Annotated in this window: 27 protein-coding genes; 12 read left to right on the top strand and 15 right to left on the bottom strand. The window is 71.6% G+C overall.

What is annotated here, in order from left to right; translation table 11 throughout:
- Nucleotides 1-84 precede the first annotated feature (84 nt).
- Nucleotides 85-2,523, bottom strand: coding sequence for a DNA helicase PcrA (gene pcrA, locus SXIM_RS16750; protein WP_046724576.1), 2,439 nt, complete (start codon nt 2,521-2,523; stop codon nt 85-87).
- Nucleotides 2,524-2,636: 113 nt separating this feature from the next.
- On the opposite strand from pcrA, the gene SXIM_RS16745 reads away from it, so the two are divergent.
- The 6 genes from SXIM_RS16745 to SXIM_RS16720 all read left to right on the top strand — a co-directional run bounded on the left by SXIM_RS16745 (nt 2,637) and on the right by SXIM_RS16720 (nt 8,488).
- Nucleotides 2,637-3,272 carry a DUF1707 SHOCT-like domain-containing protein gene (locus SXIM_RS16745; RefSeq protein ID WP_030729000.1) on the top strand — a complete coding sequence of 212 codons (636 nt, stop codon included), beginning with the start codon at nt 2,637-2,639 and terminating at the stop codon, nt 3,270-3,272.
- Nucleotides 3,273-3,476: 204 nt separating this feature from the next.
- Nucleotides 3,477-4,709 carry a C40 family peptidase gene (locus tag SXIM_RS16740; RefSeq protein ID WP_030729001.1) on the top strand — a complete coding sequence of 411 codons (1,233 nt, stop codon included), beginning with the start codon at nt 3,477-3,479 and terminating at the stop codon, nt 4,707-4,709.
- Nucleotides 4,710-4,818: 109 nt separating this feature from the next.
- Nucleotides 4,819-5,754: an ABC transporter ATP-binding protein gene (locus tag SXIM_RS16735; RefSeq protein WP_043177071.1), complete on the top strand. Its 936-nt coding sequence runs from the start codon at nt 4,819-4,821 to the stop codon at nt 5,752-5,754.
- Nucleotides 5,754-6,518, top strand: coding sequence for an ABC transporter permease (locus SXIM_RS16730; RefSeq protein WP_046724574.1), 765 nt, complete (start codon nt 5,754-5,756; stop codon nt 6,516-6,518). Before SXIM_RS16735 ends, SXIM_RS16730 begins: the two co-directional genes overlap by 1 nt.
- 6 nt (nt 6,519-6,524) lie before the next feature.
- Complete coding sequence (locus SXIM_RS16725; protein ID WP_107073937.1) at nt 6,525-7,871, top strand: sensor histidine kinase; 1,347 nt, start codon at nt 6,525-6,527, stop codon at nt 7,869-7,871.
- Nucleotides 7,868-8,488, top strand: coding sequence for a response regulator (locus SXIM_RS16720; RefSeq protein WP_030729010.1), 621 nt, complete (start codon nt 7,868-7,870; stop codon nt 8,486-8,488). Before SXIM_RS16725 ends, SXIM_RS16720 begins: the two co-directional genes overlap by 4 nt.
- Before the next feature lie 104 nt (nt 8,489-8,592).
- On the opposite strand, the gene SXIM_RS16715 is transcribed toward SXIM_RS16720, so the two are convergent.
- Together SXIM_RS16715 and SXIM_RS16710 are read right to left on the bottom strand one after the other, a co-directional pair.
- Nucleotides 8,593-9,582: an alpha/beta hydrolase gene (locus SXIM_RS16715; protein WP_030729013.1), complete on the bottom strand. Its 990-nt coding sequence runs from the start codon at nt 9,580-9,582 to the stop codon at nt 8,593-8,595.
- Nucleotides 9,583-9,760: 178 nt separating this feature from the next.
- The gene (locus tag SXIM_RS16710) at nt 9,761-10,255 is read right to left on the bottom strand and encodes an iron chaperone (protein WP_030729015.1); all 495 of its coding nucleotides are present in this window, start codon (nt 10,253-10,255) and stop codon (nt 9,761-9,763) included.
- A gap of 203 nt (nt 10,256-10,458) precedes the next feature.
- Here SXIM_RS16710 and SXIM_RS16705 point away from each other — a divergent pair, with 203 nt between their 5' ends.
- A complete protein-coding gene (locus SXIM_RS16705; protein WP_107073936.1) occupies nt 10,459-12,369 on the top strand; it encodes a penicillin-binding transpeptidase domain-containing protein in 1,911 nt (636 codons plus the stop codon).
- Here the strand turns inward: SXIM_RS16705 and SXIM_RS16700 are convergent.
- The 5 genes from SXIM_RS16700 to SXIM_RS16680 are packed head-to-tail and all read right to left on the bottom strand — an operon-like array spanning nt 12,350 to nt 14,574.
- On the bottom strand, nt 12,350-13,006 hold the full coding sequence (locus SXIM_RS16700) for a YdcF family protein (protein ID WP_046724570.1): 657 nt from the start codon (nt 13,004-13,006) through the stop codon (nt 12,350-12,352). The genes SXIM_RS16705 and SXIM_RS16700 overlap by 20 nt on opposite strands.
- A 17-nt stretch (nt 13,007-13,023) precedes the next feature.
- Nucleotides 13,024-13,239 (bottom strand): DUF397 domain-containing protein, encoded by a 216-nt coding sequence (locus SXIM_RS16695; RefSeq protein WP_046725722.1) that lies wholly within the window; start codon nt 13,237-13,239, stop codon nt 13,024-13,026.
- 41 nt (nt 13,240-13,280) lie between these two features.
- Nucleotides 13,281-13,496, bottom strand: a complete 216-nt coding sequence (locus tag SXIM_RS16690) for a DUF397 domain-containing protein (RefSeq protein WP_078847096.1) — start codon at nt 13,494-13,496, stop codon at nt 13,281-13,283.
- Nucleotides 13,497-13,537: 41 nt separating this feature from the next.
- Nucleotides 13,538-13,750: a DUF397 domain-containing protein gene (locus SXIM_RS16685; RefSeq protein ID WP_078846950.1), complete on the bottom strand. Its 213-nt coding sequence runs from the start codon at nt 13,748-13,750 to the stop codon at nt 13,538-13,540.
- Nucleotides 13,726-14,574 carry a helix-turn-helix domain-containing protein gene (locus tag SXIM_RS16680; RefSeq protein WP_046724568.1) on the bottom strand — a complete coding sequence of 283 codons (849 nt, stop codon included), beginning with the start codon at nt 14,572-14,574 and terminating at the stop codon, nt 13,726-13,728. Before SXIM_RS16680 ends, SXIM_RS16685 begins: the two co-directional genes overlap by 25 nt.
- Nucleotides 14,575-14,727: 153 nt before the next feature.
- Between SXIM_RS16680 and SXIM_RS16675 the strand changes: the two genes are divergently transcribed.
- Both SXIM_RS16675 and SXIM_RS16670 read left to right on the top strand, forming a co-directional pair.
- Entirely contained in the window at nt 14,728-14,946 is a 219-nt protein-coding gene (locus SXIM_RS16675; protein ID WP_046725720.1) for a hypothetical protein, read from the top strand.
- Nucleotides 14,943-15,320 carry a hypothetical protein gene (locus SXIM_RS16670; protein WP_053116224.1) on the top strand — a complete coding sequence of 126 codons (378 nt, stop codon included), beginning with the start codon at nt 14,943-14,945 and terminating at the stop codon, nt 15,318-15,320. The genes SXIM_RS16675 and SXIM_RS16670 overlap by 4 nt, the downstream gene beginning before the upstream one ends.
- Before the next feature lie 177 nt (nt 15,321-15,497).
- On the opposite strand, the gene SXIM_RS16665 is transcribed toward SXIM_RS16670, so the two are convergent.
- From SXIM_RS16665 to SXIM_RS16645, 5 genes are all read right to left on the bottom strand, one after another.
- Entirely contained in the window at nt 15,498-16,811 is a 1,314-nt protein-coding gene (locus SXIM_RS16665) for an MFS transporter (RefSeq protein ID WP_046724564.1), read from the bottom strand.
- A gap of 75 nt (nt 16,812-16,886) precedes the next feature.
- The gene (locus SXIM_RS16660; RefSeq protein ID WP_046724562.1) at nt 16,887-17,240 is read right to left on the bottom strand and encodes an ArsR/SmtB family transcription factor; all 354 of its coding nucleotides are present in this window, start codon (nt 17,238-17,240) and stop codon (nt 16,887-16,889) included.
- 66 nt (nt 17,241-17,306) lie between these two features.
- Nucleotides 17,307-18,107, bottom strand: coding sequence for an ABC transporter permease (locus SXIM_RS16655; protein WP_046724560.1), 801 nt, complete (start codon nt 18,105-18,107; stop codon nt 17,307-17,309).
- A gap of 7 nt (nt 18,108-18,114) precedes the next feature.
- Entirely contained in the window at nt 18,115-18,924 is an 810-nt protein-coding gene (locus tag SXIM_RS16650; protein ID WP_246156894.1) for an ABC transporter permease, read from the bottom strand.
- Nucleotides 18,918-19,958, bottom strand: coding sequence for an ABC transporter ATP-binding protein (locus SXIM_RS16645; RefSeq protein ID WP_046724558.1), 1,041 nt, complete (start codon nt 19,956-19,958; stop codon nt 18,918-18,920). The genes SXIM_RS16650 and SXIM_RS16645 overlap by 7 nt, the downstream gene beginning before the upstream one ends.
- 213 nt (nt 19,959-20,171) lie before the next feature.
- Here SXIM_RS16645 and SXIM_RS16640 point away from each other — a divergent pair, with 213 nt between their 5' ends.
- Complete coding sequence (locus SXIM_RS16640) at nt 20,172-21,188, top strand: helix-turn-helix domain-containing protein (protein WP_046724556.1); 1,017 nt, start codon at nt 20,172-20,174, stop codon at nt 21,186-21,188.
- A gap of 42 nt (nt 21,189-21,230) precedes the next feature.
- Here the strand turns inward: SXIM_RS16640 and SXIM_RS16635 are convergent, their stop codons facing one another.
- On the bottom strand, nt 21,231-22,307 hold the full coding sequence (locus SXIM_RS16635) for an alkene reductase (RefSeq protein ID WP_046724554.1): 1,077 nt from the start codon (nt 22,305-22,307) through the stop codon (nt 21,231-21,233).
- A 127-nt stretch (nt 22,308-22,434) separates the two neighbouring features.
- Between SXIM_RS16635 and SXIM_RS16630 the strand changes: the two genes are divergently transcribed.
- Complete coding sequence (locus SXIM_RS16630) at nt 22,435-22,833, top strand: MerR family transcriptional regulator (RefSeq protein WP_030729055.1); 399 nt, start codon at nt 22,435-22,437, stop codon at nt 22,831-22,833.
- On the opposite strand, the gene SXIM_RS16625 is transcribed toward SXIM_RS16630, so the two are convergent.
- On the bottom strand, nt 22,751-23,503 hold the full coding sequence (locus SXIM_RS16625; protein WP_174864324.1) for a hypothetical protein: 753 nt from the start codon (nt 23,501-23,503) through the stop codon (nt 22,751-22,753). The two genes, SXIM_RS16630 and SXIM_RS16625, sit on opposite strands and share 83 nt — an antisense overlap.
- A 27-nt stretch (nt 23,504-23,530) precedes the next feature.
- Here SXIM_RS16625 and SXIM_RS16620 point away from each other — a divergent pair, with 27 nt between their 5' ends.
- Nucleotides 23,531-24,043 carry a GNAT family N-acetyltransferase gene (locus SXIM_RS16620; protein ID WP_030729057.1) on the top strand — a complete coding sequence of 171 codons (513 nt, stop codon included), beginning with the start codon at nt 23,531-23,533 and terminating at the stop codon, nt 24,041-24,043.
- Nucleotides 24,044-24,045: the final 2 nt, after the last annotated feature.

Genomic DNA, 24,045 nt, shown 5'->3' with positions numbered 1-24,045 from the left:
CGAAAGCAATGCCGAGTCATCTCATCTCGTCCGGGGTGACTTCACAAGGTTTTTATCCTGTCTGTGACAGGACAGCGACATGCCTCAGAGCTTCTCCACCGGAGCGTAACGCAGCAGCAACCGCTTGGGTTTTTCCCCGCCGAAGTCGATCGTCGCCTCCGCCCGGTCCCCGCTGCCCTGCACCGAGACCACCCGGCCCAGGCCGAACGAGTCGTGGCTGACCCGGTCGCCGGCCGTCAGCGCCACCACCTCCCGCTGCGTACCGCCCCTGGCGGGCGCCCGGTTGGTCGCGAAGCCGCCGGTCGCCGTCCCGGAGGAGGCGGGGCGGCGGCTGACCGGGGCGGGCGGGGGCGGCGCGAGCGGGCCGGTGCGGCGCCACTCCAGGTGCTGTTCGGGGATCTCCTCCAGGAACCGGGAGGGCGGGTTGTGCTGCGGCTGCCCCCAGGCGCTGCGCAGCGCGGCCCGGGTGACGTACAGCCGCTCGCGCGCCCGCGTGATGCCGACGTACGCGAGCCGGCGCTCCTCCTCCAGCTCCTTGGTCTTGCCGAGCGAGCGCATGTGCGGGAAGACGCCGTCCTCCATGCCGCTGAGGAAGACCACCGGGAACTCCAGGCCCTTGGCGGTGTGCAGCGTCATGAGGGTGATCACCCCCTTGTCCTCGCCCTCCGCCTCGTCCGGGATCTGGTCGGAGTCGGCGACCAGCGCGACCCGTTCGAGGAATTCGGCGAGGGTGCCGGAGGTTTCCTCCTCCTCGCCTTCGCGCTCCTGCTCGAATTCCAGGGCGACGGAGGCCAGCTCCTGAAGGTTCTCCACCCGGGTCTCGTCCTGCGGGTCGGTGGAGGACTGCAACTCCGCCAGGTAGCCGGTCTGTTCGAGCACGGCCTCCAGGACGGTGGCGGGCCCGGCGCCGGATTCGGCGATCGTGCGCAGCTCCTCCATGAGGACGTTGAAGCGTTTGACGGCGTTCATGGAACGCGCCGCCATGCCGTACGCCTCCTCCACCCGTACGAGCGCCTGCGCGAAGGAGATCTTCTCGCGCTGGGCGAGCGCGTCGATCATCGCCTCGGCGCGGTCGCCGATGCCGCGCTTGGGGACGTTGAGGATGCGGCGCAGCGGCACGGTGTCCTCGGGGTTGGCCAGCACCCGCAGATAGGCGAGGACGTCGCGGACCTCGCGGCGCTCGTAGAAGCGGACACCGCCGACGACCTTGTAGGGCAGGCCGACCCGGATGAAGACCTCTTCGAAGACCCGGGACTGGGCGTTGGTGCGGTAGAAGACGGCGACGTCGCCCGGCCTGGCGTCGCCCGCGTCCGTGAGCCGGTCGATCTCGTCGGCCGCGAACTGGGCCTCGTCGTGCTCGGTGTCCGCGACGTAGCCGATGATGCGGGCGCCGGCGCCGGCCTGGGTCCACAGGTTCTTGGGGCGGCGGCTCTCGTTGCGCTCGATGACGGCGTTGGCGGCGGAGAGGATGGTCTGGGTGGAGCGGTAGTTCTGCTCCAGGAGCAGGGTGGTGGCCTGCGGGTAGTCCTCCTCGAACTGGAGGATGTTGCGGATGGTGGCGCCGCGGAAGGCGTAGATGGACTGGTCGGCGTCACCGACCACGCACAGTTCGCCCGGCTCCTCGGTGCCCACCAGCTCGCGGATGAGGGTGTACTGGGCGATGTTGGTGTCCTGGTACTCGTCCACCAGGATGTGCCGGAAGCGCCGCCGGTAGTGCTCGGCGATGTCGGGGAACGCCTGGAGCAGGTGGACGGTCGTCATGATGATGTCGTCGAAGTCCAGCGCGTTGGCCTCGCGCAGCCGGGACTGGTAGAGCGCGTACGCCTCCGCCAGAGTCTTCTCAAAACCGTCGGTGGCCTGTCCGGCGAAGGTCTCCTCGTCGATCAGTTCGTTCTTGAGGTTGGAGACCTTGGCGCTGAACGACTTGGGCGGGAACCGCTTGGGGTCCAGGTCCAGGTCGCGGCAGACCAGCGCCATCAGCCGCTTGGAGTCGGCGGCGTCGTAGATGGAGAAGCTGGAGGTGAAGCCGAGGTGCTTGCTCTCGCGGCGCAGGATGCGCACGCAGGCGCTGTGGAAGGTCATCACCCACATCGCGGCGGCGCGCGGGCCGACCAGCTCCTCGACGCGCTCTTTCATCTCACCGGCGGCCTTGTTGGTGAAGGTGATGGCGAGGATCTGCCCGGGGTGGGCGCCGCGGGCGGCCAGCAGGTACGCGATGCGGTGGGTGAGGACCCGGGTCTTGCCGGACCCTGCGCCGGCCACGATGAGCAGCGGCGTGTCGCTGTGGGTGACGGCGGCGCGCTGCTGCTCGTTCAGTCCTTCGAGCAGCTGCGCCGGGTCCATGACGGGCTTGGGGGCGCCGTTGCGGTACCAGAGGTCGCGCTCGGCCACCTCGGAGGACGCGGAGAAGAGGGCATGCGGGACCTCCTCCTCGCGGTGGTCGTCCTCGGGAGGGGGAGGCGGCGGCTCCGCACCGGGGGGTACGAGATCCGCCAGAACACTGTCGTCAAAGAGGCCGCTCATCGTCTCCCGAGTCTAGGACCCTCCGCCGGGTGGCCGCCCCGCCGTGCGTCCGGCCCAGGCCCGGCCGGGCCGAGGGTCCACGGAACCGCCGTACGCTCCTACAATCAGGTCTCATGACCGAGCGCCGATCGCAGGACGAACTGCGTGCCTCGCACGCCGACCGGGACATCGTGGTCGAACGGCTGCGCGAGGCAGCCGGGGAGGGCCGGCTCGATCTCGATGAGCTGGACGAGCGGCTGGAACGGGCGCTGACCGCCAGGACCTACGGCGAGCTGGCGGCACTGACCACCGATCTGCCCGGCCCGTCCGCGCCCACGCCCGCGACGGCCCCCGCTCCGCTCGCACCCCGCCCCGCGGCGCGCCCCGTCCCGGCCGAACTCACCGTCAAGGGCGGGGTAGCCGGCGCGGAGCGGACGGGCTACTGGCGGGCGCCGGCCAGGATCATCGCCCGGGGCGGTATGGGCGGCGTCAAGCTCGATTTCACCCTGGCCGAACTGAGCGCCCTGGAGACCGAGGTGGAGATCCACGGCGGGATGGGCGGGGTGACCCTGGTGGTTCCGGCGGGCTGGGCGATCGACACCCAGGACCTCGAAGAGGACCTCGGCGGGCTCAAGAACAAGACCGAGCACGTGGTGCCCGACGAGCGCACGCCCGGGCTGCGGCTGACCGGGAACGGCGGCATGGGCGGCGTCGTCGTCCGCCACCCGAACCTGTGGGAACGGCGCCGGCTGCGGGAAAACCCGTCCTAGGTCACAAATTGATTTCGGTCATATCGCACATCAGCCTTCACAAGAGCCCCTCATGATGGCTACCGTGCGACGGCAGGTGGCTCGCTCCCCCGCCCGCCGGTCCCGGCGGCACGGGCCGCCGACCGCTGACTCCGGGTGCGCCGTGGGGGCCACCATCCCCCGGTAGGCGGCAGAGGAAGTGGACACAGAAGGAGACCTCCGGCCTTGGGTACTCACCGCAAGCCGCGTACCGGAATCCTGGAATCCCCCGCCGGCCGCCGGGGCGCCCTGGGCATGGGCGCCGCCGCGCTCGCCTCGGCCACCCTGCTGTCGTCGCAGACCGCGTACGCCGACGACATCGACGACCAGCGCGAACGCGCCGAGGCCGCGGCCGGCCGCGCCGCCGACGTCAAGGACCGGGTGGACGCGCTCTACCGGGAGGCCGGCACCGCCACCCAGCACTACAACGCGGCGCAGGAGGACGTGACCGCGCAGCAGGAGCTGGTCGAACAGCTGCTGGACGAGGCGGCCCAGGCCACCGACCGGGTCAACGAGGCCCGCCGCACGCTCGGCAGTTACGCCGCCGCCCAGTACCGTACGGGCGCCGGCTCCGCGATGCCGTCCACCATCACCTTCATGCTGTCGGCCGATCCGCAGAGCTACTTCGACCAGCGGTACGCGCTGGACCGGCTCGGCGAACAGCAGCAGCAGGCGCTCACCGACTTCACCGCACGGCAGTCGCAGGCCACCGAGCAGCGCGACGCCGCGACGGAGGCGCTGGACGAACTGGTGGTGCGCGAGGACGAACTCCAGGAGCAGAAGGAGACGGTCCAGGGCAAGCTCGCTGAGGCGCGGCAGCTGCTGGAGCAGCTGACCGAGGAGGAGCAGGACGAACTGGCCGAGCTGGAGCGGCTGGAGCGGGAAGAGGCCGAGCGGGTCGCCGAGCAGGAGCGCCTGGAGCGCGAGGCGGCGGAACGGGCCGCGGCCGAGGAGGCCGCCCGCGCGCAGGAGGAGGCGGACGCGGCGGCCGGGCAGGGCTCGGGCGGTTCCGGGTCGGGCTCCGGCTCCGGGTCGGGCTCGGGTGGCTCGGACACGGGCGGCACGTACGCGACCAAGGCGGAGGCCGCGATCGCCTTCGCGGAGGCCCAGATCGGCAAGCCGTACGTGTGGGGCGCCACCGGCCCGAACTCGTACGACTGCTCGGGGCTGACCCAGGCCGCCTGGCGCGAGGCCGGGGTGACCATCCCCCGCGTGACCTGGGACCAGGTGAACATCGGCACCAAGATCGCCAAGTCCGACCTGCAACCCGGCGACCTGGTCTTCTTCTACAGCGACATCAGCCACGTGGGCCTGTACATCGGCGGCGGCCAGATGATCCACGCGCCCAAGCCGGGCGATGTGATCAAGGTCGAGTCGATCGACTACATGCCCTGGCACAGCGCCGTCCGCCCGGCCTGACACCGGCGGCGGGTGCCCCGCATCCACCGATCGGTGGATGCGGGGATCAACCGAAGCCCGGGCTCGGTGGCCGATGTGGCGGGGTGTGGTGCGCTCGTAGCGTCGCCGTATGACCGCATTGGACGTGCGACATCTGCACAAACGCTACGGGCGGCACGTTGCCGTGGAGGATGTCTCCTTCACCGTCGAGGAGGGGGAGATCTTCGGCATCATCGGGCCCAACGGCGCCGGCAAGACGACCACCGTCGAGAGCATCGCGGGCCTGCGAACGCCCGACTCGGGCTCGATCTCGGTGCTGGGGCTCGACCCGGTCAAGGACCGGGCCGAGGTGCGTGAGCTGCTCGGGGTGCAACTCCAGGAGAGCAGCTTCCCGGACGCGATCAAGGTCGCCGAGGCCCTCGATCTGTACAGCTCCTTCTACCGGAACCCCGCCGACTGGCGCGAGCTCATGGAGCTCCTCGGTCTGACCCAGAAGCGCGACACGCGCTACAAGGCGCTCTCGGGCGGGCAGAAGCAGCGGCTGTCGATCGCGCTCGCGCTCGTCGGCAATCCGAGGATCGCGATTCTTGACGAGCTCACGACGGGCCTGGATCCGCAGGCCAGGCGCGACACCTGGAGCCTCATCGAGCGGGTCCGCGACACGGGCGTCACGATCCTGCTCGTCACACACTTCATGGATGAGGCGGAGCGCCTGAGCGACCGGATCGCCGTCATCGACGGTGGCCGGGTCGCCGCGGTGGACACGCCGGAAGGGCTGATCGCGCGGTCGAGCGCGGTGCAGCAGGTCCGGTTCCGCGTGAGCCAGCCGCTGGACATGGGTGTCCTGACCGATCTTCCCGACGTGAGCCATGTCGAGATCACCGGGGGACGCTGGCGGGTCACCGGCCAGGGGCAGCTGCTGAGCAGCGTGGCGGGGGCTCTCGCCCGCGCGCAGGTCGTGGCGGAGGATCTCCGCGTCGACCAGCGCAGCCTCGACGACGCGTTCGTGGCCTTCACCGGACGCGCCCCGCAGACCCCGGAAGCCTCCGGCACGGAGGTGGACTGATGCCCGCTCTGCTGAAGTTGGTCAAGGTCGAGACGCGACTCTTCCTCCGGGACTCCGCCACCGTCGTCTTCGGTGTGCTGTTCCCGGCGGGGCTCCTGCTCGTGCTGGGTTCCATCCCGGCGCTCCGGGAGGTGTCGCCGGAGAACGGCGGGCTCCGGTCCATCGACATCTGGGCGCCGACGGCGCTGGTGTTCGGGATGGTGATGATCGCCGTGCAGCACATCCCGGCGGTGGTCGCGACGTACCGGGAGCGCGGCATCCTGCGCAGGCTGTCGACCACCCCCGCGCATCCGCGCAGTGTCCTGCTCGCGCAAATGATGGTCGCGTTCGCCTCGGTGGTCGTCTCCGCCGCGCTCACGATCCTCCTCGCGTGGGCGGTGCTGGACATCGCGCCGCCCGAGCGCCCCCTGGCGTTCGTCGTCGCCTGCGTCGTCGGCTACGCGGCGCTGCTGGGAATCGGCATGATCTCCGCGGCCGTGGCCCGCACGAGCGGTGCCGCGAACCAGACCGGCACCCTGCTGTTCGTCGCGCTGATGTTCTTCGGCGGGGCCTTCCTGCCCCGTGCCCTCATGCCCGATGTGCTGCGCACGGTCGGCGAGTTCATACCGCCCGGGCTGCAGGCTCTCACCACGGCGTGGTCCGCCGAAGCGGGCGAGGTCACCGCCACCGCCGGTGGCCAGCCCTTCTGGCTGCACATTGCCATAATGGCGGGCATCGCCGTGACCGCGAGCGCGATCGCCGCGAAGCTCTTCCGGTGGGAGTAGGAGTCGATGATGCGGGATGCCGGGGCCGGTGAGCACCCGGGCTCCGGGACGCACCCATCCGCCATCGCGGAAGAGGTGGAGAGCGCGCACCGCTCCCGCTTGGCCTGGAAGGCGGAGCAACTGCGGGTCTGGGGTCTGCTGCAGCTGGTCACACCGTGGCTGCTGCTGACGGTTTCGACGGCGGTCTACTTCTCGTGGACGCTGCCGGCCTCCGGTGAACACTTCTGGCCCGAGGGCGCGTCCGTCCTCGGGCTGGTCGCGGCCTCGGTGCTGTGGGTGCTCTTCGGGCACACGCTGCCCCTCAGGAGGAGGACGCTGCGGCCCGTGCCGGCGGGCCTCTACTTCGTGGGACTGCTGGCCCTGTCCGTCACCCTCATGACGTACTCCGACATCTTCCTCGTCTTCACCGTCGCGGGCTTCTTCCACGCGTACATGCTCAAGCCGTGGCCGCTGGGAGTGCTCGGAGTCCTGACCACCTCCGTGGCCCTCAACGGCGCGGCGATGAGCGTGTGGGAGGACCCGACCCCGCAGACGCTCGCGGAGCTCATCCTGATCGTCACCGTGCAGACCGCGGCGATCGGGGTGGGCATCGTGCTGACCGCGCGCAGCGAGCCGGAGGAACGCAAGCGGGAGGCGCTCGTCGAGCGGCTTGAGGCGGCCCTGCACGAGAACGCCGGGCTGCACGCGCAACTGGTCGCCCAGGCCCGTGAAGCCGGGGCGCAGGATGAGCGGCAGCGACTGGCCGGCGAGATCCACGACACGCTGGCCCAGGGCCTCGCCGGCATCATCACGCAGCTCCAGGCGGCGGAGCGTTCGGCGCGGGTGCGGGGCGAGACGGAGGAGCACGTGGGACGTGCGCTCCGGCTCGCGCGCAGCAGCCTGACCGAGGCCAGACGGTCCGTACAGGCGCTCGCTCCCCGGGAGCTGGGGCAGGCGCACCTCCCCGACGCGCTGCGCACGCTGACCGAGCGGTGGGCGCGGGAGCAGGGGACCAGCGCGCACATGGAGGTCACCGGCACCCGGGAGCCGCTGAGCCCGGCGATCGAGGTGTCTCTCTTCCGGGTCGCGCAGGAGTCGCTGACCAACGTGGCGAAGCACGCGGACGCCGCACGCGTCGGTGTCACGCTGTCGTACACGGGCACCGAGGTGCTGTTGGACGTGCGCGACGATGGACGGGGGTTCGCGGACGAGGTCGGCACCGGCTTCGGCCTCACGAGCATGCGCCAGCGCATCAGAGGGGTCGGCGGTCACCTGGAGGTGCAGAGCGCACCCGGTGACGGGGTGTCCGTCAGTGCGCGCGTTCCGGCGATCGCGCCCGGGGGCACGCGAACGAAGGGGGAGATCGACCGATGATTCGACTGGTCGTTGTCGACGATCATCCGATCGTGCGGGGTGGTCTTCGCGACACCTTCGCGGACGCCGAGGACATCGTCGTGGTCGGTGAGGCCGGGGACGGCGCCGAGGGTGTCGAACGCGCGCGGGCGCTGGCGGCGGATGTCGTGCTCATGGACCTGCGGATGCCCGGGATGGACGGCGTCGCCGCGACCGCGGCCCTGCGCGATCGGGCCCCGGGTGCCCGCGTGCTGATCCTGACCACCTTCGACAGCGAGAGCGATGTCCTGCCGGCGATCGAGGCGGGTGCGACCGGATATCTCCTGAAGGACGCGCTGCCCGACGAACTGATGCGCGCCGTCCGCGCCGCCGCGCGGGGAGAGCCGGTGCTCGCGCCGTCGGTGATGCAGCACCTCATGGGGCAGGTGCGCAGGCCCGGCGCCGGCACGCTGACCGACCGCGAGAGGGAAGTGCTGCAACTGGTCGCGAACGGCAGGTCGAATCGTGAGGCCGCCGCCGCGCTGTTCATCGGCGAGGCGAGCATCAAGACCCATCTGCAGCACATCTACGACAAGTTCGGCGTGCGTGATCGCGCCTCCGCGGTGGCCGAGGGCTACCGCCGGCGCCTGCTCACGTGACGCCCCGCCGCAGGCAGGCCCGGTGCAGGCCGCGCCTCGCCCCGGCGCCGTTCGGGCGGGCCGGGGCGAGGCGTACAGCGGGCGAGGCGGTGCGGGGTGCCGGGCTACGCCTTGCGGAGCCGGCCGATGATGCCGTTGATGTCGTCGGCCAGCAGTTCCCTGCGGACGAAGTGCCCGCCCTCCACCTCAAGCCCTTCGTGCCCGATGCCGGCGCCCGACAGAAGGGACCGGAACTCCCGCTGGCCCGCCAGCACATGCACCTCGTTGAGGCTGTCGAACGGGTTGGTCGGATCGGGGCTGGTCCCGGCGACCAGGAAGATCCGCTTGTTGCGGTAACTCTCCAGCCGCTCCACCGGGTTGTCGGCGCTGACCCGGGCCTGGTCCCACGGCACGCCGTAGACCGTGCCGGTGCCCAGTTCCACGGCGGCGGAGGACACGTTGGCCCAGTGGACCACCGCACCGTCGTCGCGGCGCAGGCTGGCCGGCCCGGAGTGGGCGCTCACCGAGGCGAAGTGGCCGAAGTACTTGGCGGCGTACTTCAGCGCGCCGAAGCCCCCCATCGAGAAGCCGCCGACGGCGCGGCCGTCGTACTCGGCGTAGGTGCGGAAGTTCGCCTCGACCCACGGGAGGAGCTGGTTGATGTGGAAGTGCTCCCAGTTCCGGGGCCCGGTGAACGAGTTGACGGGGTTGCTGTACCAGCCGGCCGGGCCGCCGTCCGGCATCACGACGATGAGCGGTTTGCCGGCCGTCACGGCGCGGATGTCGCGCCCGGGGTCCGTGTCGAAGGTCCTGAAGTCCTCCATGCCGCCGTGGAAGAGATAGAGGACGGGGTACGTGCGCCCGCTGGTGTGATAGTCGTCGGGCAGGAGCACGTTGACGGCCGGGTCCCACTGGATCGCGTCGGTCGCGAACCGGTAGTACTTCATCCGGGCGTTGTCCTCGTTGCGCTCCACGATCCGCAGCCCGAAGCCGTCGCCGACCGCGTGCGCCGCCGACGCCGTGGCCAGGACGGCACCGCCGCCCAGCGCCATCGCTGCGGTGATCGAGCCGGCCGCCTTCAGTACCCCGCGCCGGTCCGGACGGTATGCGCTCATGGTGCCCCCTGGTGTCTGCGCGCTCGCTGGGCCGCACCGCGCGGCCCGCGACCACGCTAGGAGTGGCCCGGCCGGGAGAACCCGTATTTCCACGGCAACCGCGCATTCCGGGTGCCGGACCTCCCCACGGGGAGCGAGGAGGTCCGGCCGCACACCGGCGACTGCTCCGGGATCCGCGTCAGGAGACGGCCTTGGTGATCAGATCCCGGAGGGTGGCCTCCGCCGCCTCGCTCAGCTCGTCGGTGATGGCGTAGGACGTCGGCCACATGCCGCTGGTGTCATCGAGGTTCGCCGTCTCGTTGAAGCCGAAGACGGTGTACCGGACCTTGTCCATCCGCCCGCTGCGGAAGAAGCACACGACCTTGCCGTCCTTGGCGTACGCGGGCTGCCCGTACCAGAGCTTCGGCGCGAGCTCCGGGGCGGCCTCGGTGACCATGGCGTGCAGGCGTTCGCCCAGCTCCCGGTCCCCGTCCGGCATCTCGGCGATCTTGGCCAGGCACTCCTTTTCCTCCGCCGCCGCCTTGGCCGCGCCCCGGCCACGGCGCCCCTCGGTCTTCAGCTCTGCGGCGCGCTCCTTCATCGCCGCACGCTCCTGCTCGGAGAACCCCTCCCCCGAGGACGCGGAGGACGTGGTCTTCTTCTTCCGATCGCTGGACTTCGGCGCGCTGCTCATGGGGCGTGCTCCTGTGGTCGCGGGGGTACACGGTGCCACTCACGGTAGCCGTCCGGGGCGCGTTCGGGCTTCTCGAATCCTGATCGGCGTGGGTGGCGGGCCACCGACCGCCGACCGACGCCGACCGACGCCATGCCGAAACGGCATCAAACCGCGCGATGGTGTCTTGGACCGCCGCGCGGCACCGGCCGATGCTGAGGCGCATGACCAACCGGACATATAAGAGGAGCGGGCTGCTCGCGTTCGCGCTCGTACTCGTCCTCCTCGCGACAGCAGCCGTGGTGCTGGTGCTGCGCCGGGACGACGGCGGGAGCCCCGCCGACCGGGCGAACGCCGGTGCCCAGCGGTTCCTGGACGCCTGGGCGGCCGGTGAGCTGGAGCGGGCCGCCGGATACACGGACGACCCGGAGGCGGCACGGTCGCTGCTGGAGTCGGTGGAGAACAATCTGCGCGCCGAGGAGCTGACGCTCGGCGCCCCGGGCGAAGCCGTCGCGGCGAACGGCGGGCAGGACGGCAGGGAGGACGGGGCCGACGGCGGGGACGCGTGGGCCGTGCCGTTCACCGTCACCTTCACCCTGCCGGGCCTCGGCGCCTGGACCTACGACACACAGGCCGTGCTACGCCCCGGCGGGGTCGACGACGGCTGGCAGGTGACGTGGGAGTCCGCCCTCGTCCACCCGGAGCTGGCCGAGGGCCAGACGCTGGTGCTCTCCCACGGGGAGGCCGAGCGGGCGCCGGTCCTCGCGGCGGACGGCAGCGAACTGGCCGGCGCGTCCACCGTGTGGGAGGTGAGTGTCTGGCCGGCGCGGCTGACCGATCCGCCCGCCGCCTGGGCGGCCCTGGACGCGCTCGACGCCGGGATCGACACCGACGCGCTCGCCGACCGCGTCGCGGAAGCCGATCCGGACGAGGCGGTTCCGGTGGTGACGCTGCGCGACAGCGTCTTCCAGGAGCACGCGGAGGACCTGCGGGCCGCGCCCGGACTCCAGTTCGCCGAGGGCAGCCGCCAACTGGCGCACGCGGCGCGGGCCGTGGTCGGCGGCGTGGACGGCAGCGGGGCCGGGGTGTCCGGACTCCAGGAGCGCTACGACGAACAGCTCGCGGGTACGGCGTCGGCCGCCGTGGTCATCGCCGACCGGGAGTCGGGCGCCGCGCTGGAGACCCTGTACGAGCGGGAGGGCGGTGAGCCCGGCGAGCCGGTGACCACGACCATCGATCCGGCGGCGCAGCAGGCGGCCGAAGCCGCGCTGGAGGACGCCGGTCGTGAGGGCGCGATCGTCGCCGTCCGGCCCTCGACGGGCGAGGTGCTGGCCGCCGCCGACTGGCCCGTCGACGGTTTCGCCCGTTCGCTGACCGGACAGCTGGCGCCGGGTTCCACCTTCAAGGTGGTGACGGCGGCGGCGCTGCTGGAGGGCGGCCTGACGCCGGGCGATGTCATCGGCTGCCCGAAGTACGCGACCGTCGACGGGTTCCGGTACGAGAACCAGAACGAGTTCGAGCTGGGCCCGGACACCACCTTGCACGAGGCGTTCACGGCCTCCTGCAACACGGCGCTCATCGAGAACCGCGACCGGCTCGCGAACGACTCCCTGCACACGACGGCGCAGGCGTTCGGCATCGGCACGGAGTGGAACGTGGGCGCGTCCACCTACGACGGCAACGTTCCGGTGGCGGAGAACGACAACGAACTGGCCGCCTCCCTCATCGGCCAGGCCCGGGTGCAGACCAGCCCGCTGGTGATGGCGTCGGTGGCGGCGACGGTCGCGGACGGGACGTTCCGGCAGCCGGTCCTCGTCCCGGACGCCGTGACGGAACGGCACGAGGCCCCCGCCACGCTGGACCCGCAGACGGTGGACGGGCTGCGCACGATGATGCGGGCGACGGTCACCGAAGGCTCGGCGTCGGCGCTGCGCGAGGTGCCCGGGGTGCCGCACGGCAAGACGGGGACGGCGGAGTTCGAGAACGCGGACGGCGAACTGTCCACCAACGCCTGGATCATCGGCTACCTCGGCGAGCGGGATCTGGCGTTCGCGGTGGTCCTGGAGGACGGCGGTTCGGGCGGCAGCGACGCCGGCCCGGTGGCGGCGGCCTTCCTCAACGCGCTGGACGGCTGAGCCGCGACACGAACCCCGACGCGCAGAGACGCTCGAAGGCCGCCCGTACCCCCGGGGGTACGGGCGGCCCGACGAGAAACCCGAGCGCCGGGTAGGTGATCAGCCGCTGGAGCGTCCCCACCAGCATGTCGATGACCAGCCGTTCGTCACCGAGGGCGGATACGTACCCGTCGTAGTCCACGAGCGCCGAGGCGCTGACCACCTCCACCTCGGGCCACACCTTGCGCGCGGTGGCGTGCGCCCGGCGCTCCTCGTACGGCTTGCTGACCAGCAGCACGGAGGAGACGGAATGACCGGCGTCGGCGAGGACGGTGCGGGAGAAGGCGATGTTCTCGCCGGTGTTCGACGCCCGGGGTTCCAGCAGGATGGCGTCCTCGGGTACCCCGAGCGCGATCGCCCGCTCCCCGTAGTGCACGGCCTCACCGCGCGGCATCCGCGCCCGGGTCGTCGGGCTGTTCCCGCCGGTGAACAGCGCCACCGGCGCCAGCCCCCGCAGGTACAGCCCGGCGGCCACATCCGCGACCCCGAGATCATGACTGCCCAGCCCGATCACCACATCGCAGGGTCGCGGCTCGTGCTCCATGCGGTGGTACGCCCAGACCAGCCGGGCGTCCGCCCGGACCTGCTCGGTGATCAAGAGGTTCTCCGTCGAACTCAGAGCCGCCCGCCCCGCAACGCGGCCACAAAGGCCGACCACGGGGCGGAAGCGAAGCGGACGATGGGCCCGCCGGGCCACTTGCTGTCCCGGACCGGCAGGACGCCCGGGTGGCCATCGGCCACCTCAAGGCACTGACCGCCGTCCTGATTGCTGTGGCTGGACCGCCGCCACGCGGTGGCATCGTGTTCATCAATGCGCTGTGGTGTCGACATCCCACCGATTGTGGACGCCAGCAGCGCGGGAAGCCACGACGTCACAACCGACCGGCGCGAATCCGAGCCACGAACGACGCCCATTCGGCGTGACCAAAGCGGAGGACAGGCCCGCTGGGATTCTTGCTGTCCCGAACGGGAAGCACACCGGGGCAACCGTCCGCTACCTCGACGCAGTCGCCGCCGTCCTGATTGCTGTAGCTGGACCTGCGCCATGCGGCGCCGCCGCTCTGGTGGATTCGCTGCGCTGTCGCCATGCCACCGGTTGTGGCCTCCGACAGCACCGGAGGCCATGCGGTCACAGCCGCCCGGCCTGAACCTGGGCCACGAACACCGCCCATTCGGCGTGACCGAAGCGGAGAACCGGACCGCTGGGGTCCTTGCTGTCACGGACCGGGAGCACCCCGGGCCATCCGTCCGCCACCTCGACGCAGTTACCGCCATCCTGATTGCTGTAGCTGGACCCACGCCACACAGTGGTGCTGCTCAAGTCGATTCGGGAAGATCGCATGGAATTTCCTCCATCAGCTGCTCAAGAAACGCCACGGACTCCGGTGGCGACAACGCTAGGTCCCTGAGCCGATCGTATGCCAGCCGCAGACGCTCAACTGAAGATGCTTCCTCGGTCAGTTCACCGAAGTATCCGGTCTCGACGTAGCCGACGGGACGACCGTTGGGCATCCACATCAGCATCGTGTCCGTGTTGGTGAGTCCGTGGAACCCAACAGCGAAGGGGAGCACCTGGACGGTGACGTTGGGACGCCCTGCGGTCCGCACCAGGTGCTCCAACTGGCCACGCCAATGTCGCTTGTCATTCAGCACTCGACGCAATACGGCCTCGTCGAGAATGGCACGGAAGTCTGTGGAGCCGTCCCCCAACAGCCTGTCCTGTCGCCCCATTCTCGCGGACACCTGCTCCTCAACATCGCCGCCCAACGGCTCACCCGCACGCAGCAGCTCGCGGGCGTACGCCTCAGTCTGGAGCAGGCCCGGAACGACGCATACCGAGTACTGATGCATCACGGTGGCCTTCGCCTCCAGCTGCATATAGCGCTGATACTTGTCCCGGAACGCACTGTCCCGGGCCAGCTCCCGCAGCTGCGACAGGTGCGGCCCCGTGCCGTAGACCTCGTCCAGCGCCCGGATCACCTCCGAGCTGCCGAGTGTCTTGCCCGTCTCCATCTCGTGCAGGTACGTGTGGTCGAACCGCACCTTCTGGCTCAGCTCGCGATAGGACCACCCCCGCTCCGCGCGCAGTCGCGCCTGCTCCTCCGCCAGCATCCTGCTCGCCGACGGTTTGCCCTGATGACCTGAGAACGGCTTCCTCGACGCCATGGAACTGCCCACTCCCTCGTCGTCGATTGCCGACTCCCGACAGCGATTCCCTGGTCACGGTAGGTGTCTCGACGGGAGGCTGATACCCGTCCGGCTCAACCCCCCACGAAAGGGTCATCGTTCATGGCAGCGGATCCGGTCACCACAGGCACCATGACCACGGCTGATCTCACAGCGTCACGGCAGGCCGCGCAGCGTGCTGTTGACGATCTCCGGGACGCGCTCGGCGCACGAGGGGTGGTGCTGCCCTCGCTGGACGTCGACCTGCACACCTTCAGCGGGTCGTCCGTACGGCCCCTGGTGGAACTCGGGCGCTGCACGCCCGAGGTGGCGGGCGCGCTCGCCGCGCTGGTGCGGAGGGGCGGGCGGTGAGCCGCGACGGGGAGCGGGTGGTGCGGCAGTTGCGGGATCTGCTGGCGTTGCTGGACGTTCCGCCCGCCGCCGTGCAGGAGGTGAAGGTCGGGTCCGCGCCGCCGGTCATCAACATCCTGGGGATGCGCGTGGCCGTCGCGCGCCGCGTCGGGTCGCAGTTGCTCGCCGGGGCGCTGCGTCCGGCCGTGCTGCCGGGGATGGCGTTGTGGAGTGACCGGCAGAACCGGGTGGGCGAGGTGATGTTCGCCGCCACGTGCGGGCTGCCGCTGGACCTGCGGGCGCTCGACGATCCCGATGTCCACTGGCGGGCCACCGCCGCCGATCTGCGGCCGGCGCGGTTGCAGGAGATCGACCGGGCGCGGGGGGCGTCGTGATCACGGCGCCGTGCCGGCATCGGGGGCTGGTGAGGTGCGCGGAGGGCCGGCGGTGCGCCGGCTGCGGGCGGCTGGTTTATGTGAAGGGTGCGGCCACGCTGTGTTTGTGGCTCGCCGTGCTCGCCGGGGCGTTCGTGCTGCTGCTCGTCCGAACCGCCCGGGTCGGATAGCCGGCGGTCAGGGCCAGGCCGGGTGGTGCGTGTCGATCACGTAGTGGTGGGTGTGGCGCCGGCCGCCGGTGGACAGGTGGGGGTGGCCGGGCGGCAGGTCGGGATGGACGTGGGCGATCCGGGCGGGGTCGCGGGCCGGCCAGGCGGCCGTGGCCGTGAGGGCGGCGGCCAGGGACAGGGCCCCGAGCACCATCGCCGTGACGGGGATTCCGGCGCCCGCCGCCAGCCATCCGGCGAGCGGGTACGTCAGCAGCCAGCAGCCGTGCGAGAGCGAGAACCGGGTTGCGTAGGCGGCCGGCAGGTCCGCTTCGGCGGCGGAGCGCCGCAGTACCCGGCCGCCCGGGGTCAGGACGGCGGAGGACGCCGCCCCGATCAGCGCCCACGCCGCGAGCATCGCCGCCCAGGTCGGGGTGGCGGGGGCGGCGGCGGTTAGTGCTGCGACGGCGGCGAGGGCCGGGGGCAGGGTGAACGCGGCGGTCAGCATGACCGGACGGTCGCCCCGGGTGGCCAGGACCCGGGGCAGCGCCAGTGCGACGGCCATGGACCCGGCCCCGTACGCGCCGAGCGCCAGCGACACCGCGCCGGCCGGGTGCTGGAAGTGGGCGCGGACGATGACCACGGTGTTGACGTAGACGATCGCCCCGGCCGAGGCCACCGCGAGGTCGAGGGCGAGCAACGCCCGCAGGCGCGGGGTACGCCGGAACAGCCGCCCGCCGAACGCCACCGTCCCGCCGGTGCGTTCCACCGGTACCGGTTTGGGCAGCACCGTGGACAGGACGAGGGCGGCGGAGGCGAGGAACCCGGCCGTGGTGCCCGCGAACAGCCAGTCGTAGGAGATGACGGTGAGCAGCGCCGCCGCGAGCGCCGGGCTGAGGAGGGTCTCCAGGTCCTGGGCGAGGCGGGACAGGGACAGCGCCCGGGTGTAGTCCTCCTCCCTGGGCAGCACCTGGGGGAGGGTGGCCTGGAAGACCGGGGTGAAGACGGCGGAGGCTGCCTGGAGCAGCACGACCATGACGTAGATCTGCCAGATCTGCGTCACGAACGGCAGCGCGAGGGCGACCCCGGCCCGGATGAGGTCCATGGCGGCCAGCAGGGCCCGGCGCGGTATCCGCCCGGCGAGCGCACCGGCGACCGGGGCGATCACGACGTAGGCGACCATCTTGATCGCGAGCGCGGTGCCGAGGACGGCCGAGGCGTTCCGTCCGGCGAGGTCGTACGCCAGCAGCGACAGCGCGACGGTGGCGAGGCCGGTGCCGGCGAGGGCGACGACCTGGGCGGTGAACAGACGGCGGTACGTGCGATGGCGCAGCACACTCGGCACGGCGGGCCTCTTCCGGTCAGCGCGGAACGACCCGGCCAGCATAGACAATATGTGCACACGTATGCACGTGACGACCTACTCGTGCGGCGGCAGCGCCCCGATCTGGTGATCGGCGACGTTCAGCGCCTCGTCCACCAGGCGGCGCAGATGCCCGTGCCCCAGCGCGTACACCACCCGCCGCCCCTCCTTGCGGGTGACCACCAGACCGGCCAGCCGCAGCTTCGCCAGATGCTGGCTCACCGATGTACGGGCCGCCCCGGTGGCCTCGGTGAGGGTGGTGACATCGGCCTCTCCCCGGCCGAGCCGTTCCATCAGGCCCAGCCGCGTGCGGTCCGCGAGCAGCGCCAGGACGGACACCGCGACATCCAGCCGCTCGCCGCCACCGGCCCCACCACCGCCGCGCTCCTGCGAGCCGTGCGCATCTGCCATGACCTCGCCCCCTTCCCTCACCCGGCATTCTAGGAGCCCCAGGTGCGCACATGCGCACGCGTGAGCTCACGTGCCCGAGCCGGAGTAGTGCCGCAGCTGCGCGCGCCACAGCGCGTACGCCGCCGCGTACAGCAGGGGCCCGGCCAGCGGCGCCCCGTACGCCAGCCACGCGGTGACGTGCAGACCGTCCGCCCGGTCCAGCAGCACCCCGGCCGGCAGATAGGCCACGAACGCCACCGGCACCAGGTAGGTCAGCGCCAGCCGGGCCGCGTCCGGGAACGCCTTCAGCGGGTAGCCGCCGAAAGTGTTCATGAGGTCGTCGATCAGGCCGCGCAGCGCCAGGTTGGAGAGCATCCGGAAGGAGAAGGAGGCGCAGGCGAGTTGCAGCGCGCCCTCCACCATCGCACCGCCGACCAGGGCCAGGACGAGGTAGAGCAGCGCGGAGGGGGTGGGTGAGAAGCCCGCCGGTCCGGCCGCCAGCACCAGGACGGTGATGCCGGTGGCCAGGTCACCGAGGGTCGGCAGATGAACCTGGCGGCACAGCAGTTGAGTGAGCACCCCGGCCGGACGCACCAGATAACGGTCGAACTCTCCCGTGCGAATAGCCACATCGAGATGGTGCAGCTGACTGGTGGGAACGACCAGCAGCCCGTGGGAAGTGACCCGCATGCCGTACAGAAAGGCGATCTCGGCCATGCTCCAGCCGCCGAGATCCCCGAACCGTGAGGTGATGACCCACAGGAAGAGCAGCCCCGTGCCCTGGTACGCGACGCCGCCCGCGAGGGTGAGCAGCAGATTGCTCCGGTACTGGAGCTGCGCCCGGTAGGCGGCCCCGGCGAGCAGCAGATACGTACGGACGAAGGTCACGGCGTGCTCACCCGCCCTGCACGACGACCCGGCGATGGGCGCGCGCCCACACCCACCGCAGCAGCAGCCACAGCGCCACCGTCCAGCCCATCTGCACGGCCAGCGCTCCCAGTACCGGGCCCGTCCCCTCGATCCGGCCCAGATAGAGGGCGATCGGCGTGTAGGTGATGGTCTGGAACGGCAGCACGTGGGCCAGCCCCGCCAGCCAGGGCGGCATCAGCCACAGCGGCACCAGCGCGCCCGCGAAGAACTGTGCCACCACCCGGTGGATCATGAAGATCCCGGTCATCTCCAGGGTCCAGAAGCAGACCATCGAGACGAGCACCGCCAGCAGCAGCGCGTTGAGCAGCGCGGGCGCCAGGCTGACCACGGACGCCAGGACGGCCGCGGCCGAGGCGGGCGCCTGCGCGCCGCCGACGAGGATGGCGAAGGGCAGGGCGAGCAGCGCGAGGGGCAACAGGGCCGCGGTGACCCCGGCCTGGGCGGAGAGCATCTGGGCCGGGAAGCCGAGGGGCCGCGCCAGATCGAAGACCACACTGCCCTCGCGCACCCGCTGCGGGATCGCGCTGGGAGCGAGCCCCGGCGGGGTGAACGCCCAGTTCTGCACGGCGGCGTAGGTGACGTACGCGAGCTGGGTCTCCAGGGAGACGGCCTCCCCCTCGGGGTAGATCGCGCGCCAGACGAGAGCGAGCAGGGCCACCTGGATCAGCAGGCCGAGCATGCGCAGCAGGAAGTCGCCGCGGTACATCAGCTGGCCGCGCAGATGCAGGTGGGCCATGGCGCGGCAGGCGGCGAACTTCTGCCGCCGCGTCAGCACGGGTCCGCCTCGCGGGCGGCGTATATCCGGTGGACGACGCCCTCCAGGCCGGGCGCCGGAAGGGAGAGGTCGGTGACCTCGTGCCGGGCGAGTACCGCAGCGATGACCTCGGCGGCCGGGGTACGGGCGGGGTCGAAGCGCAGCGTGACGCGCCCGGGTTCGGCCTCCGTTCCGCCGCCCCCGCCGGCCTCGCCGGCCTCGCCGGCCTCGCCGTCCTCCCGGACGATCCCGGGCAGCGTGACGCCGTGCCACCGTGTTCCCTCGCCCAACTGGACGACCAGCCGGCGTCCCACGGCGTACTGCCGGGTGAGGCGCGCGACGTCGCCGTCGTACAGCACCCGGCCCCCGTCGATGAGGACGATGCGCCGGCACAGCCGTTCCACGTCGTCCAGGTCGTGGGTGGTGAGGACGATGGTCGTGCCGTCCTCGCGGTTGCGGGTGGCGAGGAAGGCGCGGATGCGTTCCCTGGCCACCACGTCCAGGCCGATGGTGGGTTCGTCGAGGAAGAGCACGCGCGGCTCGGGCAGCATGGCGGCGGCCAGATCACCGCGCATGCGCTGGCCGAGGGAGAGCTGCCGGACCGGGGTGTCCAGGAACGGGCCGAGGCCCAGCAGTTCGGTGAACCGGGCGAGCACGGCACGGTGCCGGGCCCGGTCCACCCCGTACAGCCGGCCGATGAGATCGAGCGAGTCGCGCAGCGGCAGGTCCCACCACAGCTGGGTGCGCTGACCGAAGACGACGCCGATGGTGCGGGCGTGCCGTTCCCGGTCCTGCCAGGGGACGGTGCCGCCCACCCGCACCGTTCCGGCGGTGGGGCGCAGGATGCCCGTCATCATCTTGATGGTGGTCGACTTGCCGGCCCCGTTCGGGCCGAGGTAGCCGACGAACTCGCCCTCGGCCAGGGCGAAGGACACGCCGTCCACGGCGCGGGTGGTGACGTACTGCCGGGTGAGCAGCGTCCGCAGCCCGCCCAGCGGCCCCTCGACGCGTCGTGGACGGCGGAACTCCTTGACCAGTCCTTCGACTTCGATCACGTCCGCCAGGTGTAGCGGCTCACCCGGCCCGGCCGCGAGCGAATTTCGGCGGGCCCGCCGGATCAGGCCACGCCCGCCCATTGCGCGCTGGGTGGCCGGGGCGCGGTTGCTCGCCGGGGCGTTCGTGCTGCTCGTCCGCACGGCGCGGGTCGGACAGGTCAGCGGCGATGGCCGGGTTGCGCCTCAAGCGGCTTGAGGTACGACAGTGGCGGCGTGAACGAACACGAGCTGTATCTCATCGGCGATGCCGCGCGCCGCAGCGGTCTGAGCGTGAGCGCCGTCCGGTTCTACGCCGACACCGGCCTCGTCGAGCCCACCCACCTGAACGGCGCCGGCCAGCGTATGTACGACATCGACGCCATCGCCCGGCTGGAACTCGTGCGCACGCTGCGCGAACTGGACACCGAACTCCACGAGATCCGCCGTCTGCTCGACGGCGGCACGACCCTGCACGAGCTGCTCACCACCCACTTGGAGATCGTCGAGGGCCAGGCACGCACCCTGAGCGCCAGACGGGCCGTGCTCCGGGCCCTGATCACCCAGGGCGCCACCACCGCCCAGGCCGACCTGATGCGCAGGCTCGTCTCGATGACCGACGAGGAACGCGAGGAGGTCATCGACGACTTCTGGAACGACGCCGGCCGGGATCTGGACGTCCCCGCAAGCTTCGTGGACTGGCTGCGGGCGATGCGCCCCGTGCTGCCCGCCGATCCCACGCCCGCCCAGCTGGAGGCCTGGATCGAGCTCGCCGACCTGGTGCGGAAACCGGCGTTCCGCGCATCGGTCCGCGCCTACCTCGAAGACACCTACAGCGCGCCGGAGACCCGCGCCATCACGACCGAGCCGTTCCAGGACTTCGTGCACGGGGACGGAGCCGCGGTCATGGAAGAGCTCCTCGCAGCACACCGTGCCGGTCAGTCCCCCCGCTCCCCATGGGTCCAGGAGGCCGTCACCCGCTTCCTGGAAGCGGCCACCGCGCTCTCGGACACCCCGCTCACCCCCGAGGTACGGGACCGGCTGGCGAGCGCGTACGAGCGGGTGCCCGACATCCTGCGCCAGGTCGCCGACGAGGATGCCGCTTCCACGGGCCCCGTCTACGACACCACCCACGGCCGGTACGTGGCCCTGGTGGCCGCGATCAACGGGACCACCGCCGAGGAGGACCACGGCTCCTTCCCCTACGCCTGGATCGCCGACGCCGTGCGCTGCGGGGACACGCTCATCCCCTGACGTCCGCGATGTCCCGGAGGTCGCCCGGCCGGGACAACCCGCCTACGCGTACTGCGCGCTGGGGTAGCTGATGAACGCGGTGTCGTCCTGGTAGAAGGTCATGTGCTCGGGGGTGGGGGCCAGCGGGGCGCCGGTGCGGAAACGTTCGACCAGGTCGGGGTTGGCCAGGTACTTGCGCCCGTAACTGATCAGATCGGCGCCCTTGGCCAGCCACTCCTCGCCGCCCTCCCGGGTGGCCTCGACCGGCCCGATCTGCTCGGAGGGGTTGACGAGGAAGGTGCCGGGCCACGCCTTGCGCAGCCCGATGAGGGTGTCGTCGTCGGTGGTGACCAGGGTGTGCAGGTAGGCGAGCCCGAGCGGCGCGAGCGCCTCGGTCAGCGCGCCGTACAGCTGCGGGACGTCCTCCTCCACGGTGTCCCAGGCAGTGCCGCCGGGCGAGATCCGCAGCCCCACCCGGCCGGCACCGATGGCGTCGGCCGCCGCCTCCACCGCCTCGACGGCGAACCGGATCCGGCCGGTGATCGAGCCGCCGTACACGTCGGTGCGGTGGTTCGCGCCGGAGGACAGGAACTGCTGGATGAGGTAACCGTTGGCGCCGTGCAGCTCCACGCCGTCGAAGCCGGCCTCCACGGCGCGCCGGGCGGCCTCCCCGTAGACCCGCGCCTCGGCCGCCGCCTCCCGGGTGGACAGGGCGTACGGCACCGGCGCCGGCTGGAAGCCGAGCGCGGTGCCCGCGTACACCTGGCCGTCCAGGGCGATGGCGGAGGGCCCGACCGGCTGGTGGCCCTGGACCGCCTCGTGGCCGACCCGCCCGCCGTGCATGATCTGGGCGAAGATCCGGCCGCCGTTGGTGTGCACGGCGTCGGTGACCGGGCGCCAGGCGGCGACCTGCTCGTCGGTGTACAGGCCGGGCGCCTTGACGTTGGACTGGCCGCGTTCGTTGGGGGCGACGCCTTCACTGACGATCAGCCCGGCGGTGGCGCGCTGCGCGTAGTAGGTGGCGATGGCGGGCGTCGTCAGACCGTCCGCGGTGGCGCGCGCCCGGGTCATCGGGGCCATCACGATGCGGTTGGGGAGCCGGAGGCCACCGAGCTGGTAGCTGTCGAACATGCTGGTCACAAGCTTGTCCTTGGCGTAGAGAAGGGTTTGGCTGACTGCTCCGCTACGCTAAAACCTGACGTTGACGTCAGAGGCAAGTTCTGTGACCGGGGTCACCCGGGCGGGCTGGGAGAGGCGGGCGAGAGCCGTGCGGATCGGCGAACTGGCGAAGCGGACCGGGGTGAGCGTCCGGGCGCTGCGCTACTACGAGGAGCAGCACCTGCTGTCCTCCGAGCGCAGCACCAGCGGGCAGCGTCACTACGCGGAGAGCGCGGTGGACCGGGTGGTCCTGATCCAGCAGCTGTACGCGGCCGGGCTGTCGAGCCGGGCCGTACTCGACCTGCTGCCGTGCGTGGTGGAGGGCAGGGCGAACCCGGGGACGCTGGAGAGGCTGGCGGCCGAACGCGAGCGCATCGACGCACAGATCACCTCCCTCCTGCGCACCCGGCAGCGGATGGACGAGGTCATCGGCTACGCCACCACCTCGGCCATGACCGGCCACGCGTGCCCGCGTCCGGCGAACCCCCGGATCCCGGTGGAGCGTTGACCCGGTCGGCGTCGACCGCGAGGGAGTCGTCCGGACCGATGGCCGCCACCTCCAGCCCCGGCGCGCGCAGCAACTCGCCGATCAGCGCCGGACTGCCCGCCACCAGGGTCGAGTCGAAGTCGATCTCGGAGGCCGCACACCAGGCCCTGTCCTGGGGCCAGTAGAGGTTGGGCGACTGCCCGGCGAACCAGTGCGGCCACGCCGCCTCCAGCGCGCCGCTGAGCAGCAGGTGAGCGCGGCCCGGCAGTTCGACGAGAGGCAGGGCCGGTGTGGCGGGCGGGATATCCACGCCACCGTAGCCCTCCCACAGCCCGAACCAGCACGCGTCCGCGGTGCCGGTGTGCCGGGCCAGTACGGTGCGCAGCCGCGCGAACGTGTCCGGTTCCAGCAGCCCCAGCTCCGGCCGGTCTCCGCCCCACAGCGGGTCGCGCGAGGAGTACGGATCCGGCAGACCGACGAGGGCGTGCCACTGCATGAGGGGGTGCGCCCGTCGCCCGGTAGCGGCGGCGACCTCGGCCCAGGTGTGGTCACCGGCGGGGTGGAAGATCCGCGCGTAGGCGGCGAAACCGCCGGGCACCGTACGCCTGGCCGCCCCGAACTCCCCGCCCAGCCGGGGCCCGATCCAGCCTGCGGCCTCGATGCGTGCGCTCGGGCGCAACTCCTCGCTCATGTCGGCCAGCCTGGCACGATGGAACGCATGGAGACGATCCTGCGCGGGGCACAGGTGACCCTGCGACCGGTGACGGACGCGGACATCCCGGCCCTGGCCGCGATCCGGGACACCCCGGAGGTCTACGCGCGGTGGCGCGGCGGACAGGACCTGGTGGCGGCCGTGCACGAGGACCTGGCCGAGCCGGGCACCACCGTGCTGGTCATCGAGTACGCGGGGGCGGTGGCCGGGGCGGTCCAGTGGCACGAGGAGTCGGAGCCGGACTACCGGCACGCGGGCATCGACATCTATGTCGATCCGGCGGTGCACGGGCGCGGGGTGGGCACCGACGCGGTACGCACCCTCGCCCGGCACCTCGTCACGGACCTCGGCCACCACCGGCTGGTGATCGACCCGGCGGCGGACAACGCGGCGGCCATCGCCTGTTACCGCAAGGTCGGGTTCCGGCCGGTGGGCATCATGCGGCAGTACGAGCGCGGCCCGGAGGGCGAGTGGCACGACGGGCTGCTGATGGATCTGCTGGCGGCGGACCTCAGCTAGCG

The organism is Streptomyces xiamenensis, assembly GCF_000993785.3.
In the GTDB taxonomy this organism is placed as follows: Bacteria; Actinomycetota; Actinomycetes; order Streptomycetales; family Streptomycetaceae; genus Streptomyces; species Streptomyces xiamenensis.
The sequence above is the reverse complement of the archived record's forward strand: the minus strand, read 5'-3'. Positions and strand labels throughout refer to the sequence as shown.